The sequence below is a fragment of the Streptomyces sp. NPDC104309 genome (assembly GCF_055584025.1).
This window is the reverse complement of record NZ_JBVJMV010000006.1, coordinates 58256-73174: the sequence shown is the minus strand read 5'-3', so window position 1 is coordinate 73174 and position 14919 is coordinate 58256. Positions and strand designations below refer to the sequence as shown.

The 14919-nt window shown below is 69.8% G+C and carries 15 protein-coding genes; 9 read left to right on the top strand and 6 right to left on the bottom strand.

The genetic code is table 11. From position 1 onward, the window contains the following. Positions 1 to 33: 33 nt before the first annotated feature. The 3 genes from ACZ68L_RS10850 to ACZ68L_RS10840 all read right to left on the bottom strand — a co-directional run bounded on the left by ACZ68L_RS10850 (position 34) and on the right by ACZ68L_RS10840 (position 1686). Entirely contained in the window at positions 34 to 255 is a 222-nt protein-coding gene (locus ACZ68L_RS10850) for a hypothetical protein (protein WP_469576008.1), read from the bottom strand. A 76-nt stretch (positions 256 to 331) separates the two neighbouring features. Then, complete coding sequence (locus ACZ68L_RS10845) at positions 332 to 886, bottom strand: GNAT family N-acetyltransferase (RefSeq protein WP_469576006.1); 555 nt, start codon at positions 884 to 886, stop codon at positions 332 to 334. A gap of 74 nt (positions 887 to 960) precedes the next feature. Next, complete coding sequence (locus ACZ68L_RS10840) at positions 961 to 1686, bottom strand: hypothetical protein (protein ID WP_469576410.1); 726 nt, start codon at positions 1684 to 1686, stop codon at positions 961 to 963. 317 nt (positions 1687 to 2003) lie between these two features. Between ACZ68L_RS10840 and gcl the strand changes: the two genes are divergently transcribed. Further along, entirely contained in the window at positions 2004 to 3788 is a 1785-nt protein-coding gene (gcl, locus tag ACZ68L_RS10835; RefSeq protein ID WP_469576005.1) for a glyoxylate carboligase, read from the top strand. Positions 3789 to 4209: 421 nt separating this feature from the next. Here the strand turns inward: gcl and ACZ68L_RS10830 are convergent, their stop codons facing one another. The 3 genes from ACZ68L_RS10830 to ACZ68L_RS10820 form a co-directional block, all read right to left on the bottom strand. Continuing rightward, positions 4210 to 5667, bottom strand: a complete 1458-nt coding sequence (locus tag ACZ68L_RS10830; RefSeq protein WP_469576003.1) for a catalase — start codon at positions 5665 to 5667, stop codon at positions 4210 to 4212. Between the two features lie 221 nt (positions 5668 to 5888). Continuing rightward, complete coding sequence (locus ACZ68L_RS10825; protein ID WP_469576001.1) at positions 5889 to 6788, bottom strand: 2-hydroxy-3-oxopropionate reductase; 900 nt, start codon at positions 6786 to 6788, stop codon at positions 5889 to 5891. 47 nt (positions 6789 to 6835) lie between these two features. Next, positions 6836 to 7675 carry a TIM barrel protein gene (locus tag ACZ68L_RS10820; RefSeq protein ID WP_469576000.1) on the bottom strand — a complete coding sequence of 280 codons (840 nt, stop codon included), beginning with the start codon at positions 7673 to 7675 and terminating at the stop codon, positions 6836 to 6838. Between the two features lie 228 nt (positions 7676 to 7903). On the opposite strand from ACZ68L_RS10820, the gene ACZ68L_RS10815 reads away from it, so the two are divergent. The 8 genes from ACZ68L_RS10815 (at position 7904) to ACZ68L_RS10780 (ending at position 14768) form a co-directional block, all read left to right on the top strand. Next, positions 7904 to 9109, top strand: a complete 1206-nt coding sequence (locus tag ACZ68L_RS10815; RefSeq protein WP_469575998.1) for a lactonase family protein — start codon at positions 7904 to 7906, stop codon at positions 9107 to 9109. 119 nt (positions 9110 to 9228) lie between these two features. Beyond that, complete coding sequence (locus ACZ68L_RS10810) at positions 9229 to 9468, top strand: YkoF family thiamine-binding protein (protein WP_469576408.1); 240 nt, start codon at positions 9229 to 9231, stop codon at positions 9466 to 9468. Beyond that, positions 9465 to 9842, top strand: a complete 378-nt coding sequence (locus tag ACZ68L_RS10805; RefSeq protein ID WP_469575997.1) for a helix-turn-helix domain-containing protein — start codon at positions 9465 to 9467, stop codon at positions 9840 to 9842. The genes ACZ68L_RS10810 and ACZ68L_RS10805 overlap by 4 nt, the downstream gene beginning before the upstream one ends. Positions 9843 to 10031: 189 nt before the next feature. Next, positions 10032 to 10544, top strand: a complete 513-nt coding sequence (gene uraD, locus ACZ68L_RS10800; RefSeq protein ID WP_469575995.1) for a 2-oxo-4-hydroxy-4-carboxy-5-ureidoimidazoline decarboxylase — start codon at positions 10032 to 10034, stop codon at positions 10542 to 10544. Beyond that, on the top strand, positions 10544 to 10933 hold the full coding sequence (gene uraH / locus ACZ68L_RS10795; protein WP_361452178.1) for a hydroxyisourate hydrolase: 390 nt from the start codon (positions 10544 to 10546) through the stop codon (positions 10931 to 10933). Before uraD ends, uraH begins: the two co-directional genes overlap by 1 nt. Before the next feature lie 5 nt (positions 10934 to 10938). After that, entirely contained in the window at positions 10939 to 11862 is a 924-nt protein-coding gene (gene pucL, locus ACZ68L_RS10790) for a factor-independent urate hydroxylase (protein WP_469575993.1), read from the top strand. Positions 11863 to 11930: 68 nt separating this feature from the next. Continuing rightward, positions 11931 to 13328, top strand: coding sequence for a nucleobase:cation symporter-2 family protein (locus ACZ68L_RS10785; protein WP_469575992.1), 1398 nt, complete (start codon positions 11931 to 11933; stop codon positions 13326 to 13328). A gap of 42 nt (positions 13329 to 13370) precedes the next feature. Continuing rightward, a complete protein-coding gene (locus ACZ68L_RS10780; protein WP_469575990.1) occupies positions 13371 to 14768 on the top strand; it encodes an 8-oxoguanine deaminase in 1398 nt (465 codons plus the stop codon). The last annotated feature ends 151 nt before the right edge of the window (positions 14769 to 14919 follow it).

Here is a 14919-nt window from a genome sequence, read left to right as displayed (position 1 = left end):
GGGGGATTCGCACGGCGATCCCTCGCGGCGTCGTCAGGCGGCCTCGATGATGTCGCCGGCGACACCCCGGGTCGCGGCCGCCCATTCGATCAGCAGTACCTCGTAGGCGGCGGACTCCACGGAGGACCAGTCCTGGCCGGCTCGCGCGTCGACCAACGCCCGTATCGCCTCGTTCGCCTGGGCGGCGGACGGGGACACCGGTCGGATGGTGCGCGACGGGTCGGTGGGTGGCATGTGCCGTGGAGTTAAAGCCATGTTCCCTACCTTAAGGCCCGCCACTGACAACCGACCGAACATGTGTGGCCCCGGGCCCGAACGTGACCGATTGCACTCACTGTTGCCGGTCGGTTCCGCTGGGGAGCGGCCCGTGCGCGGCGCGCGGGATATCGCGCCGCATGCAGACCCTCGGCCAGCGGTCCAGGCCGTGTTCGGCCTCCTCCGCCCTGATCTTCCGCAGACCGTCGGTGAGTTCGGCTTCCCCGAGCACGCGGAAGCCGAGACGGGTGTAGTACGGGGCGTTCCACGGGACGTGGGAGAAGGTCGTGAGTGTGAGCGCGTCCATGCGCCGGGCGGCGGCCCACCCGGCGAGGTGGTCGATGAGTGTGCTGCCCAGACCGCGTCGTGCGGCGGAGGGATGGACGGACACCTGCTCGATGTGGGCCGCGCCCTCGACCGGGTCGGCGATCAGATAGCCGACCGGGCGGTCACCGGCGTCCACGGCCACCCAGGCGCGGCCGGCCCGGCGGTAGTCGTCCAGCAGGTCGAGTGCCGGAGGGTCGTCGTCCGCGATGGCGGACATGCCGAGCGCGCGGAACGGTTCACCGGCGGCGCGCTCGATGTCCTGCAGCAGCGGAAGATCGGAGCGGCGGGCGGTACGGATACGCATACGGCCAGTATGGCGCTCCGGAAGGGGCGCGGACCGACCGGCGCATGGGGCGGTGTCCCGGGTGTCGGCCGGTCTCAGGCGCCGGTGCTGATCAGTTCGTCCGCGGGGCTGTTGACCGGCCGCGGCGTTCCCGTGGGGTCCAGTACGAAGAGCGGCATGCCGAGGTCGTCCGCGCGCGCCCCGACGTCCCGCGCGTAGCCCGCGAGTGAGAAGAAGACGCTGGTGACGGACGCGGTGAGCGCGTTCAGCCAGAGGCACTCGACGTCGCGCAGGGCGGTCGGGCGGGGGCTGGTGTCGACCTGCACGATCAGCCCGGTGGCCCGCAGATCGATCCGTACCGGGGAACGGCCCGCCGACCGCAGCACATCGTCATAGCCCAGCCACTCCAGATACCGGGCAGCGCTTTCGATCGCGTCGTGCGCCGTGCGGATCGGCAGGGACCGGAACGCCGGCCGGGGCGGCGGTGCCGTACGCGGCAGCGGAATGTGTGCGGGACGGTCGGGCCGGGACCGGTCGGCAGGGGCGGCGCCGTCGCCCTCGGCCGCCGGCCGCACCGGTATCCGCAGCACCGCCCCGCACGGGCAGCACAGCTCCGGCTGCGGCCACTGGTCGTGGCGCCCGCAGGTGCGACAGCGCACCGTCACCCAGTCGTCGATCCAGGTGCGGTGCGTGATCGGTGCGACCGGGGCGCCGCGCAGCACGGGCGGGGAGGTCGGCGCCCCGCACGGGCAGGGGTAGGCCTGCGGGCTGTACGTGTGGTCGCGGCGGCAGGCCGGGCAGCGTACCGGCACCGACTCCACCATGATCTCCCTCCGGTCCGCGCGTCCGGCGTCGGGGCACCTCGCTCGGCACACCGGAGCACGCCGGCGGCGACCGATACGGGCCGACTGCGCTCCGTATCCCCCATGGTCCACCAAGAGCGAGGTCCCGGGGAGCCACTTGGCCGACTTCGCGGACCCGCGCGCATCGGTCCCGCCGACCGGACTCTCTTGACGGTCGCCCGGCCGCGCTTTAGATTTACTTCCGTATAACAGAATCAAGTTTCCGTAATGCGGAATTGGCGCTCTCAGGTGGCGCGACAGAGCCCGAATCCACCAGGTCCGAGCAGGAGCACTCAATGCCTCGAATGACCGCTGCCCGAGCGGCAGTTGAGATCCTCAAGCGCGAAGGCGTCAGCAACGCGTTCGGTGTGCCGGGCGCGGCGATCAACCCCTTCTACGCGGCCCTCAAGGCCTCCGGCGGGGTTCATCACACGCTCGCCCGCCACGTCGAGGGCGCCTCCCACATGGCGGAGGGCTACACCCGGGCACGCGCGGGCAACATCGGCGTCTGCATCGGCACGTCGGGACCGGCCGGCACCGACATGATCACCGGCCTCTACTCCGCCATCGCCGACTCCATCCCGATCCTCTGCATCACCGGCCAGGCCCCGACCGCCGTGCTCCACAAGGAGGACTTCCAGGCGGTCGACATCACCTCGATCGCGGCGCCCGTCACCAAGGCCGCCACGACCGTGCTCGAAGCCGCCCAGGTCCCGGGCGTCTTCCAGCAGGCCTTCCACCTGATGCGCACCGGCCGTCCCGGCCCGGTCCTCATCGACCTGCCCATCGACGTCCAGCTCACCGAGATCGAGTTCGACCCCGATCTGTACGAGCCGCTGCCGGTGCACAAGCCCGCCGCGACCCGCAAGCAGATCGAGCGCGCCGTGGAGATGCTGAACGCCTCCGAGCGTCCGCTGCTCGTCGCGGGCGGCGGCATCATCAACGCCGATGCGTCCGAACTCCTCGTGGAATTCGCCGAGTTGACCGGAGTCCCGGTCGTCCCGACCCTGATGGGCTGGGGCATCATCGCCGACGATCACGAACTGAACGCGGGCATGGTCGGCCTGCAGACCTCGCACCGCTACGGCAACGCGAACTTCCTGGAGTCCGACTTCGTCCTCGGTATCGGCAACCGCTGGGCCAACCGCCACACCGGCAAGCTCGACGTCTACACCCGGGGCCGCACCTTCGTCCACGTGGACATCGAGCCCACCCAGCTCGGCAAGATCTTCGCCCCCGACCTCGGCATCGCCTCCGACGCCAAGGCCGCGCTGGAGCTGTTCGTCGAGGTGGCGCGTGAGCTGAAGGCGGCCGGAAAGCTCAAGGACCGCTCGGAGTGGGCCGCGTCCACCCAGGAGCGCCGGGCCGCGCTGCAGCGCCGCACGCACTTCGACAACGTCCCGCTGAAGCCGCAGCGGGTGTACGAGGAGATGAACCGGGCCTTCGGTCCCGAGACCCGGTACGTCACCACGATCGGCCTCTCCCAGATCGCCGGTGCGCAGATGCTGCACGTCTACCGGCCGCGCCACTGGATCAACTGCGGCCAGGCGGGCCCGCTCGGCTGGACCATCCCGGCCGCGCTGGGCGTCGCCACCGCCGACCCGGACGGTTCCGTCGTCGCGCTCTCCGGCGACTACGACTTCCAGTTCATGCTGGAGGAGCTGGCCGTCGGCGCGCAGCACCGGATCCCGTACGTCCATGTCCTGGTGAACAACTCCTACCTGGGGCTGATCCGCCAGGCGCAGCGCAACTTCGACATCGACTTCCAGGTCAACCTGGAGTTCGAGAACCTCAATTCGCCGGAGCTCGGCGTCTACGGCGTCGACCACGTCAAGGTCGTCGAGGGGCTGGGCTGCAAGGCCATCCGCGTCACCGAGCCGGACCAGCTGCTCCCGGCCTTCGAGGAGGCGAAGAAGCTGGCCGCGGAGTTCCGGGTGCCGGTCGTGGTCGAGGCGATCCTGGAGCGCGTGACGAACATCGCGATGAGCGGTACGGACATCGCGTCCGTCAACGAGTTCGAGGACATCGCGACGGAGCCGTCCCACGCCCCGACGGCGATCCGCCCGCTCGCGGCTTCCTGACCGCACGCCGGTCCGCCTGTGGCCCCCGTCCCCGGGACTCGGGGACGGGGGCCACAGGCATGAAACCCGGCTCGCCGGCCGACGTGCGAGAACGGAGCCCGCTGCGGGCGGGGAACGGCGGGCCGGGGAAGCGGGGATATGAACCGGCGTGCGGAGTTCGGGACCGGGACATGAACGAGCGTGCGCGGTCCGGGACCGGGACGTGGAGAGCGGCGCGGAGCCGGCGGACCGGAACACGAAGAAGGGCGCGGAGTACGGGACCGTATCCGTACTCCGCGCCCTGGCACGGGTGGTGAAGCGAAAGAACAGGGGTGCCCTCACCACCGCACTGGCATCGCACAGCCGCCGCGACCTCGTCCTGCCCGCGCCGTACGAGACCCCTCATCCAGGTACGCGGCGCGGGCAGGGCTCAGTGGGAGGCTCAGTCCTCGCGCAGGGCGCGGACGGCCTCCTCCACGCGCTTGCCGTAGTCAGCGTCGGCGGCGTGGAAGTGGGCGAGGTTCTTCTCGATCACGTCGTCGCGGGTCACCTGGGACAGTCCCCCGGCGATGTTGGCGACCAGTCGGCCCTTCTCGTCCTCGGACATCAGCCGGTACAGCTCACCGGCCTGGAAGAAGTCGTCGTCCTTGGTGTGGGCGGGCGCCGCGTGGGTGCCGGTCCAGCCGTGGATCGCGAGCGGGGCGGAGAGCGCCGCGTCGGTCTGGGAGGGGCCCGCGTACGAGTTGGGCTCGTAGTTCTTGTCGTGGCGCGAGCCGCTGCGCGTGGCGTGCAGCCCGTCCCGGCCGTAGTTGTCGACGACCGCGGTGCGCGGCGCGTTCACCGGGAGCTGGGTGTGGTTGACGCCCAGCCGGTAGCGGTGCGCGTCCGCGTAGGCGAACAGCCGGCCCTGGAGCATCTTGTCCGGGGACGGACCGATGCCGGGCACGAAGTTGTTCGGGGAGAACGCGGCCTGCTCGACCTCGGCGAAGACGTTGTCCGGGTTGCGGTCGAGGACCAGCCGGCCCACCCGCTGCAGCGGGTAGTCCGCGTGCGGCCACACCTTGGTGAGGTCGAACGGGTTGAAGCGGTAGTCCGCGGCCTCGGCAGCCGGCATGACCTGCACGTACAGGGTCCAGGACGGGTTCACCCCGCGCTCGATGGCCTGCAGCAGGTCCGTCTGGTGCGAGTTGCCGTCCTTGCCCGCGAGTTCGGCGGCCTGCTCGCTGGAGAGGGAGCGCACCCCCTGGTTCGTCTTGAAGTGGTACTTGACGAAGAAGGCCTCGCCCTCGGCGTTCGTCCACTGGTACGTGTGCGAGCCGTAGCCGTTCATGTGACGGTACGAGGCGGGGATGCCGCGGTCACCCATCAGCCAGGTGACCTGGTGCGTGGCCTCGGGAGCGTGAGCCCAGAAGTCCCAGACGTTGTCCGGCTCCTGACGGCCCGTGAACGGGTCGCGCTTCTGCGAGTGGATGAAGTCGGGGAACTTGATCGGGTCCTTGATGAAGAACACCGGGGTGTTGTTGCCGACGAGGTCGTAATTGCCCTCGTCCGTGTAGAACTTGAGGGCGAAGCCGCGCGGGTCGCGCACCGCGTCCGCGCCGCCCAGCGAGTCGGCGACGGTCGAGAAGCGGATGAACGTCTCCGTGCGCTTGCCGACCTCGGAGAGGAAGTCGGCGCGGGTGAAGGCCGTGATGTCGTCGGTCACTTCGAAGTAGCCGTACGCGCCGGAACCGCGGGCGTGGACCACGCGCTCCGGAATGCGCTCCCGGTTGAAGCGCGCCAGCTTCTCCAGGAGGTGCTGGTCCTGGAGGAGGATCGGGCCACCGACGCCGGCGGTGGCGGAGTTCTGGTTGTCGGCGACCGGGGCGCCTGACTCGGTCGTAAGCACGCGCTGCGTCATGGTGTCGGGGCGACCTTCCGTACGGGAGCTGCTGAGCTGCTGAACTGCGACGGTTCGGGGCTCCAGGAGCGTAGATACGCCCCGAACCCGACGTCAACAGTTTGTTGAAAATAGAAGTCTGGTGTTCCGGATGGCGCCGACGCCTGGGCGCGACAGGACAGGTGTCAGCGCCGACGCCATCCGGAAGTCTCTGGTTGCCGGGCCCGGCCGGGCCCGGCCGGTCAGGCCTGGACCGGCTGACCCGACAGGCGCTCGACCGAGCGCAGCAGTGCCGAGTGGTCCAGGCCGCCGTCGCCCTGGGCGCGCAGCGAGGCGACGAGCTGGGCGACGACGGCGCCGACGGGCAGCGCGGCGCCGACGTTGCGGGCGGCGTCCGTGACGATGCCCATGTCCTTGTGGTGCAGGTCGATCCGGAAGCCCGGGGCGAAGTCCCGCTTCAGGAAATTGTCCTTCTTGCGGGTCAGGACCGTCGAGCCGGCCAGTCCGCCGTTGAGGACGTCCAGCGCGGCGGCGAGGTCGACCCCGGACTTCTCCAGGAAGACGACCGCCTCGGCGCACGCCTGGATGTTGACCGCGACGATCAGCTGGTTGGCGGCCTTCACCGTCTGACCGGAGCCGTGCGGACCGCACAGCACGATGGTCTTGCCGAGCGCCTGGAGGATCGGCTGCGCCGCGTCGAAGTCGGCCTGCTCGCCGCCGACCATGATCGACAGTACGGCCTCGATCGCACCGGCCTCACCGCCGGAGACCGGGGCGTCCAGCACTCGGATGCCCTTGTCCTTCGCGTTCTTCGCCAGGTCCACGGAGGTCTGCGGCGTGATCGACGACATGTCGATCAGCAGCGCCCCGCGCTTCGCGTTCTCCAGGATGCCGCCGGGGCCGTAGGCGATGGCCTCGACCTGCGGGGAGGCGGGCACCATCGTGATGACGACATCGGCGTCCCGGACCGCGTCGGCGATCGAGCCCGCGCCCGTGCCGCCGGCCGCGACCAGCCGGTCGATCTTGTCCTGCTCCAGGGTGTGACCGGTGACGTCGTACCCGGCCTTGATCAGGTTCTCGGACATGGGGGAGCCCATGATGCCGAGTCCGATCCACGCAACCTTGGGGAGGTTGTTGCTCATGAGGGTGCCTTCCGATAAACGTGTGTACGAGGGGGAGTTCGCCGCCCTCAGCGGGCGGCCCGCGCGGTGGCCGGGAGCCACTCGAAGGCCTCGGCGCTCGGCCGGTCGCCCGGCTTGTACTCCAGGCCGACCCAGCCGTCGTATCCGGCCTTCGTCAGCTCGTCGAGGAGCTGCTCCAGCGGGAGCGAGCCGGTGCCGGGCGCGCCGCGCCCCGGATTGTCGGCGATCTGGACGTGGCCGGTCTTGTCGGCGTACGCCGTGATGACCTGGCCGAGGTCCTCGCCGTTCATCGACAGGTGGTACAGGTCGAGCAGGAACTTCGCGTTCCCGAGTCCTGTCGCCGCGTTGACCTTGTCGACGACCTCGATGCCGGCGGGCGCGCTGACCAGGGGGTAGCGCGGCGATTCCGGCTTGTTGAGGGTCTCGATCAGCAGGATCGCCCCGATCCGGTCGGCCGCGCGGGCGGCGACGACCAGATTCTCCAGAGCGAGTTCGTCCTGCGCAGCCGGGTCCACGCCGTCGACGCGGTTGCCGTAGAGCGCGTTGAGCGCCTTGCAGCCGACCGAGGCGGCGAAGTCGGCCGCCACCTCGATGTTGGCGCGGAAGCGGTCCGACTCCGTGCCGGGCACGGAGAGCGCGCCGCGGTCGGGGCCGGGCAGCTGCCCGGCATAGAAGTTCAGCCCCACCAACTGCGTGCCCGCGTCGTCGAGCGCCTTCTTGAGGGCGTCGAGCTCGGCCTGCGGCGGAGTGGGGGTCTCGATCCAGGGCCACCACAGCTCGACCGCCGTGAAGCCCGCCGCGGCGGCGGCCGCGGGGCGCTCCAGGAGCGGGAGTTCCGTGAAGAGGATCGAAAGGTTCACATCGAAGCGCTGGTCCGGGTAGCCCATGAGGGTTTCGGCGCTCCTTCCGTATTGCGGAAGTTAGTTTCTACGTAACGGAAGATTGCCTGGCGTTGGGGGAGCTGTCAAGGGGGTGCCCGGAATTCGGGCCGGGTGACTTCGTGCGGGTTGTGCGAGGTGAGGCCGGAATTGCGCCGGTTGCCGACGGGGTCCGGGGCGGGCCAGGGTGGCTGGTGCATCCGATGCAGCCGACTCCCCCCACACGAGGTACCTCGCATGAACCACGCCACCAGCCGGCGCACCGTCCTCGGAGCCCTGATCGCCGGTGCCGCCCTGTCCGTGGCCCCCGCCCCGCCCGGCTCCTCCCGGCCCCCGGGGGCCGCGCCGGACCCCGCGCCCGCGGTCGGTTCGCGCTCACGCCCCGCCCGGCAGCTGCTGCTCGGCACGTACACCTCGGCCGGGGGCGGGGGCAGGGGAATCGGCACGGCCTCGTACGACGCCACCACCGGGGCGATCTCCGTCGGCCCCGTGATCACCGGCGTCGACAACCCCTCCTTCCTGGCGATGCATCCCTCGGAAGCCACCGTCTACGCGGTCGACGAGCAGAACCGGGGCGGGGTGACGGCCGTCGCCCTGTCGCCGGACGGCGCCCATCGGGTGCTCGGAACCCGCGGCACGGGCGGCGCGGGCCCCACCCATCTCTCCGTCCACCCCACGGGAAGGTGGCTGCTCACCGCGAACTACACCTCCGGCAGCGTCGCGGTGCACCCCATCGGGGACGACGGCTCACTGGGGGAGCGCACGGACCTGGTCGCCCACGCGGCGCCACCGCCCGGCCCCGGCCAGGACGGGCCGCACGCCCACCAGATCGTCACCACCCCCGACGGCGGCCACATCCTCGCCGTGGACCTCGGCAACGACGCCGTGTACACGTACCGGCTGGACGAGGAGCGCGGCACCCTCGCCGAGGTCTCGTACGCGGCCCTGCGTCCCGGGGCCGGGCCGCGGCACCTCACGTTTCACCCGGGTGGCCGCTACGCCTACCTGGCCTGCGAGGTCGACAACACCGCCGTCGTCTGTGGCTACGACCCGGCCACCGGCACCCTGTCCCCGGGCGCCCCGCAGTCCACCGGGACCGGCGCCGGTACCAGCTTTCCGGCACAGTTCCTGGTCACCGGCGACGGCCGGTTCGCCTACCTGGCCAACCGGGGGCACAACAGTCTGACCCGCTACGCCGTCGAGGACGACGGGGCCGCGCTGAGACTGCTCGACACCGTGCCGGTGGGCGGCGACTTCCCCCGGCAGATCGCCTTCTCGCCGGACGGAGCGCTGCTCTTCGCGGCCAACCAGAAGTCGAGCACGGTGACGGTCTTCCGGGTCGGCGCGAAGGACGGGACGCTGACCCGCACCGGTGGTGCCTTCTCGGCCCCGGTGGCCGTCTGCGTGCTGCCGTACCAGGGAACCGGCTCGTCCCGCGGTTGAGAGGCTCCGGGGCGCATCGTCACCAGACGCACCCGGCCCCCGTCCGTTAGGGTCGGGGGCCGAGTCGTGGCCTCACGAAGGCGCGGCGAGAGCATGAGGGAGACATAGTGCGCTTGAGGGTGGAGTTCACCACCGAGCCCTTCGATCTCGACGAGGCGCCCGCCCACGCGGTCGTGGCCCGCGAGGTCATTCAGTCGGCCGATCTGGACGCCGTGGACGTCGGCCCCTTCGGCAACACGGCGGAGGGCGGTGCGGACCAGGTGCTCACCGCGGTGGACTCGCTGCTGCGCAGCGCCCTGGCATCGGGTGCCACCCGGGTGTCGCTCCAGGTCAACGTCATCGGGGAGGACTCGAAGTGACCGAACCGGCGGACCACCCCCTCGTCACCGCGGTCAAGCCGCTCGTCGACGCCATGGGCGCCGAGCTGCTGGGACCCGAGCAGGCGCAGGCCGACGACATCGTGCTGGTTTGGGAGGGCGAGGACGTCATAGCCGTCCGGCTGCCCCAGCTCTCGGAGTCACTCGACCACATCCTGGCCGCCATGGAACGCCGCCTCGGCATGCCGCTCGCCGAGCTCGACCGCAAGGCCAAACAGTCGGTGGTGCGGACCCTGGAGGCACGCGGTGCCTTCTCCGTACGGCACGGTGTGGAGACCGTGGCGGGTGCGCTGGGGGTCAGCCGCTTCACCGTCTACAACTACCTCAACAGGGAAAATGCGGCCAAAGGCGAGTAGTTGAGGCCGTAGCTGAGCGAAGGCCGTGGAGGCTCGCCGAAGCCGTCGTCCGGATCACCGGACGACGGCTTTTTACATTCGCGTAATTTCAACAAAGTGTTGACGTGGTGTTGTGGAGGGCGTTAGCTATCCGCAGCCCGACCGACGCGACGCGAAGTACGCACAGCGAAAACAGCCACGGAGGTTCCCGTGACTTCGAGCTCCACACCGGGCCTCGCCCGGTTCAATACCCTGGCGGACGACGAGGCCACCACCGCTCTGCACGAGGTGTGTGCCAGTGCGGCGTGGGGGAGAGTGATCCTCTCCCGGCGCCCGTACGCCACCGCGGAAGCTCTTCTTTCGGCCAGTGACGCTGCCACGGCCGCACTGACCCCGGAGGATCTGTCCGACGCGATGGCCGGCCACCCGCCGATCGGCCGCCCGAAGCCCGGAGACCCGACCTCCTCCCGTGAACAGCGGGGGATGGCCGGCGCCACCGAGGAACTCAAGGCCGAGATGCTCGAACTGAACCTGGCCTACCAGGAACGGTTCGGACACGTCTTCCTGATCTGTGCCACCGGAGCCACCGGTGAGCAGATGCGCGACGCGGTGAAGTCCCGGATCGGGAACTCGCCCGAGCAGGAGCGCGGACACGTGCGCACCGAACTCGGGAAGATCAACCGAATCCGGCTGACCCGTCTTGTGGAAGAGGACAAGGACTGATGAGTACCGAAACCACCGCATCGGTGTCCACGCACATCCTGGACACCAGCGTCGGACGCCCCGCCGAGGGCGTCGCCATCACGCTCGCGGCCCGCTCGGGCCGCGAAGCCGAGTGGGTGGCGCTCGGTGGCTCCGCGACCGATGCGGACGGGCGTTGCAAGGACCTGCCGGCCCTGCCGGAAGGCACTACCCACGTACGGCTCGACTTCGAGGTCGAGACGTACTTCTCCAAGAAGCAAGCCGAGGCGCAGCAGGACGCCCCCCGCGTAAGGGACAGCGGTGCGTTCTTCCCGGAGGTGGCGATCACTTTCGCCGTCGAGCCGGGCGAGCACTATCACGTACCGCTGCTGCTCAACCCGTTCGGCTACTCCGTTTACCGAGGGAGCTAGCAGACATGCCCACGATTCTCGGCCAGAACCAGTACGGCAAAGCAGAGAACCGCGTCGTCAGGATCACGCGGGACGGCGACACCCACCACATCAAGGACCTGAACGTCTCGGTCGCCCTCTCCGGCGACATGGAGGACGTGCACTACTCCGGCTCCAACGCCAACGTCCTGCCGACGGACACCACCAAGAACACGGTGTTCGCGTTCGCCAAGGAGCACGGCATCGAGTCCGCCGAGCAGTTCGGCATCCACCTCGCCCGTCACTTCGTGACGTCGCAGGAGCCGATCAAGGTCGCGCGCATCCGGATCCAGGAGTACTCCTGGGAGCGCATCGCGACCTCGGACAACAACTCCAGGTTCATCGGCTCGGACGAGGTCAACCACTCCTTCGCCCGCAAGGGTCAGGAACTGCGCACCACGCAGATCACCTTCGACGGTGAGAAGTGGCAGGTCATCTCCGGGCTCAAGGACCTCACGGTCATGAACTCCACCAACTCGGAGTTCTGGGGCTACGTCAAGGACAAGTACACGACGCTCAAGGAGGCGTACGACCGCATCCTGTGCACCGACGTCTCCACCGTCTGGCGCTACAACTGGACCAGCGACGCCGACCGGATGCCCAACTGGGAGAAGTCGTACGAGCAGGCCAAGAAGCACATCCTGCAGGCCTTCGCCGAGACGTACTCCCTCTCGCTGCAGCAGACCCTCTACCAGATGGGTTCGCGCGTCATCAACAGCCGCAGCGAGATCGACGAGATCCGTTTCTCACTGCCGAACAACCACCACTTCCTCGTGGATCTGGAGCCGTTCGGGCTCAAGAACGACAACGAGGTCTACTTCGCGGCGGACCGCCCGTACGGCCTGATCGAGGCCACCGTGCTGCGAGACGGCATCGAGCCGCAGATCCCGGTCGACATGACCAACCTCTGACGCGGCGCTGAGCCGGTCCCCGCCCGCACACAGCCGGGCGGGGACCGGCCGGACCGGAGGGAACTTCCATGGCACAGCCTGCACTCGGGCCGGCAGAAGCAGAAGGCCCGTGTCTTACCTCACCGGAGACCTCGGTCCATCCGGTGGACGAAAAGCTCCGCCCCTCGCGGCTGGTCCCCGCCGCGCTCCAGCACATCGCCGCCATGTACGCGGGCGTCGTCACCCCTCCGCTCATCATCGGCCAGGCCGTCGGCCTCGACACGGCGGGCATGACCCGGCTGATCGCGGCGAGCCTGCTGATCGCCGGATGTGCCACCATCCTGCAGACCCTCGGCATCGGCGGCTTCGCCGGCAACCGGCTGCCGTTCGTCAACGCCGCGTCCTCCGCCGGAATCGCCCCGATGCTCGCCATCGCCGAGACCAGCGCGCCGGGCCATCAACTCCCCGCGATCTACGGGGCGGTGCTCGTCGCGGGAGTCTTCTGCCTGGCCGTCGGACCGTTCTTCGGCCGGCTGCTGCGCTTCTTCCCGCCGCTGGTCACCGGCGTCGTCATCACCCTCATCGGTGTCACCCTGATGCCCGTCCCGGTGTCCTGGGCCCAGGGCGGCGACAAGAACGCCGCCGACTTCGGTGCGATGAAGTACCTCGCGCTGGCCGCCTTCACTCTCGTGGTCATTCTGCTGATCCAGCGGTTCGGACGCGGCTTCCTCAAGCAAGTCGCTCTGCTGATGGGCCTGTTGATCGGTACCCTGGCCGCGATCCCCTTCGGACTGGCCGACTTCTCCGCGCTGAGGTCCGCACCGGTCGCCGCGCTGCCCACCCCCTTCGCGTTCGGTGCCCCGGAGTTCCGGCCCGCCGCGATCCTCTCGCTCTGCATCGTCATGCTCGTCCTGATGACCGAGTCGTCCGCCGGGATGCTGGCCCTCGGCGAGATCTGCGACCGGCGCACCGACGGCCGGACCATCACCCGCGGACTGCGCACCGACGGCATCGCCACCCTGCTCGGCCCGGTCTTCGGCGGCTTCCCGACCAGCGCCTTCGCGCAGAACGTCGGCGTGGTGTCCCTGACGAAGGTGCGCAGCCGCTACGTCGTCGCGGCGGCGGGCGGAGCGCTGCTGGTCCTGGGCGCCTTCCCGGTGCTCGGCGCGGTCGTCTCCCTCGTGCCGATGCCCGTGCTCGGCGGCGCCGGTATCGTCCTGTTCGGCTCGATCGCGGTGAGCGGCATCCGTACGCTCTCCGAGGCCGGCCTCGACGACAGCTCCAACATCATCCTGGTCGCCGTGGCGCTCGGCGCGGGCATCATCCCGCTCGCCGCACCGGGCTTCTACACGGGATTCCCGTCCTGGGCACAGACCGTGCTGGGCTCCGGAATCAGCGCCGGAGCGCTCGTCGCGGTCCTGCTCAACCTGTTCTTCCACCATCTCGGCACCCACGGCCGCCAGGCCGTGGCACTCAAATCCTCCTAGGGTCCTGCCGTGCCCACATCGCCGGAAAGAGAAGGAAGCACCATGGCAGCATCGGCAGCTCATGAGTACGTGGAACGCATCGTCATCGAGAACTGTTCGATCGCGACCGTCGACGCCGACGACACCGAGTACGCCTCGGGCCATGTCGTCGTCGCGGGCAACCGCATCGAGTCCATCGGTGCGGGCCGGGCGCCCGAGGGCCTGGAGAACGTCGTACGCCGCATCGACGGCACCGGACATCTGGTCACGCCGGGCCTGATCAACACCCACCACCACTTCTACCAGTGGATCACCCGCGGTCTGGCCACCGACCACAATCTGTTCGACTGGCTGGTCGCGCTGTACCCGACGTGGGCGCGCATCGACGAGCCGATGGTCCGCGCCGCCGCGCAGGGCTCGCTCGCCATGATGGCCCGCGGCGGTGTCACCACCGCCATGGACCACCACTACGTCTTCCCGCAGGGCTCCGGCGATCTGTCCGGCGCCATCATCGGAGCCGCCCGCGACATGGGCGTACGGTTCACCCTCGCCCGGGGCTCCATGGACCGCAGCGTGAAGGACGGCGGGCTGCCGCCGGACTTCGCCGTCGAGACGCTCGACGGTGCGCTCGCCGGCACCGAGGCGACCATCGACGCACACCACGACGCCTCCTTCGACTCGATGACCCAGGTCGCCGCCGCGCCCTGCTCACCGTTCTCCATCTCCACCGAACTCCTGCGGCAGGGAGCCGAGTTGGCCCGCCGCAAGGGAGTGCGCATGCACACCCACGGTTCGGAGACCGTGGAGGAGGAGAAGTTCTGCCACGAGCTGTTCGGGATGGGCCCGACCGACTACTTCGAGTCGACCGGCTGGCTCGGCGAGGACGTCTGGATGGCGCACTGCGTCCATATGAACGACTCCGACATCGCCGCCTTCGCCCGCACCGGAACCGGCGTCGCGCACTGCCCCTCGTCCAACGCCCGGCTCGCCGCGGGCATCGCCCGGGTGCCCGACATGCTCGCCGCGGGTGTCCCGGTCGGCCTGGGCGTCGACGGCACCGCCTCCAACGAGTCCGGCGAACTCCACACCGAACTGCGCAACGCCCTCCTCATCAACCGCCTCGGCGCCCACCGCGAAAAGGCACTGAACGCCCGTCAGGCCCTGCGCCTGGGAACGTACGGCGGCGCCCAGGTGCTGGGCCGCGCCGACCAGATCGGCTCCCTGGAGCCCGGCAAACTCGCCGACCTGGTGCTCTGGAAGCTGGACACCCTCGCCCACGCCTCCATCGCCGACCCGGTGACCGCACTCGTCTTCGGCGCCGCGGCCCCCGTCACCCTGTCCCTCGTCAACGGCAAGCCGGTCGTCGAGGACAACCACCTCATCACCGCGGACGAGGACGCCATCGCCCGTGCCACCCGCGACGAGGCCCGCCGCCTCGCGCAGATCGCCGCCGGAGCCTGATCCTCCGGGGCACCCCCGATACCGGTCGGCCGAGGGGGACGGCCCTCGGCCGGCCGCCGTGGACCCGAGCGGGGTCCACGGCAGCCGGTGCAGGGGGCGCGTACTCGTATGTACGCGCCCCCCGTACCGGTGAAGAAAGCTGCCCGCACCA

Coding starts and splice junctions, on each gene's coding strand:
- ACZ68L_RS10830 (WP_469576003.1), bottom strand. CDS start 5,667: ATGACGCAGCGCGTGCTTACGACCGAGTCAGGCGCCCCGGTCGCCGAC.
- ACZ68L_RS10815 (WP_469575998.1), top strand. CDS start 7,904: ATGAACCACGCCACCAGCCGGCGCACCGTCCTCGGAGCCCTGATCGCC.
- ACZ68L_RS10820 (WP_469576000.1), bottom strand. CDS start 7,675: ATGGGCTACCCGGACCAGCGCTTCGATGTGAACCTTTCGATCCTCTTC.
- ACZ68L_RS10785 (WP_469575992.1), top strand. CDS start 11,931: ATGGCACAGCCTGCACTCGGGCCGGCAGAAGCAGAAGGCCCGTGTCTT.
- ACZ68L_RS10825 (WP_469576001.1), bottom strand. CDS start 6,788: ATGAGCAACAACCTCCCCAAGGTTGCGTGGATCGGACTCGGCATCATG.
- ACZ68L_RS10845 (WP_469576006.1), bottom strand. CDS start 886: ATGCGTATCCGTACCGCCCGCCGCTCCGATCTTCCGCTGCTGCAGGAC.
- ACZ68L_RS10850 (WP_469576008.1), bottom strand. CDS start 255: ATGGCTTTAACTCCACGGCACATGCCACCCACCGACCCGTCGCGCACC.
- uraH (WP_361452178.1), top strand. CDS start 10,544: ATGAGTACCGAAACCACCGCATCGGTGTCCACGCACATCCTGGACACC.
- pucL (WP_469575993.1), top strand. CDS start 10,939: ATGCCCACGATTCTCGGCCAGAACCAGTACGGCAAAGCAGAGAACCGC.
- ACZ68L_RS10780 (WP_469575990.1), top strand. CDS start 13,371: ATGGCAGCATCGGCAGCTCATGAGTACGTGGAACGCATCGTCATCGAG.
- gcl (WP_469576005.1), top strand. CDS start 2,004: ATGCCTCGAATGACCGCTGCCCGAGCGGCAGTTGAGATCCTCAAGCGC.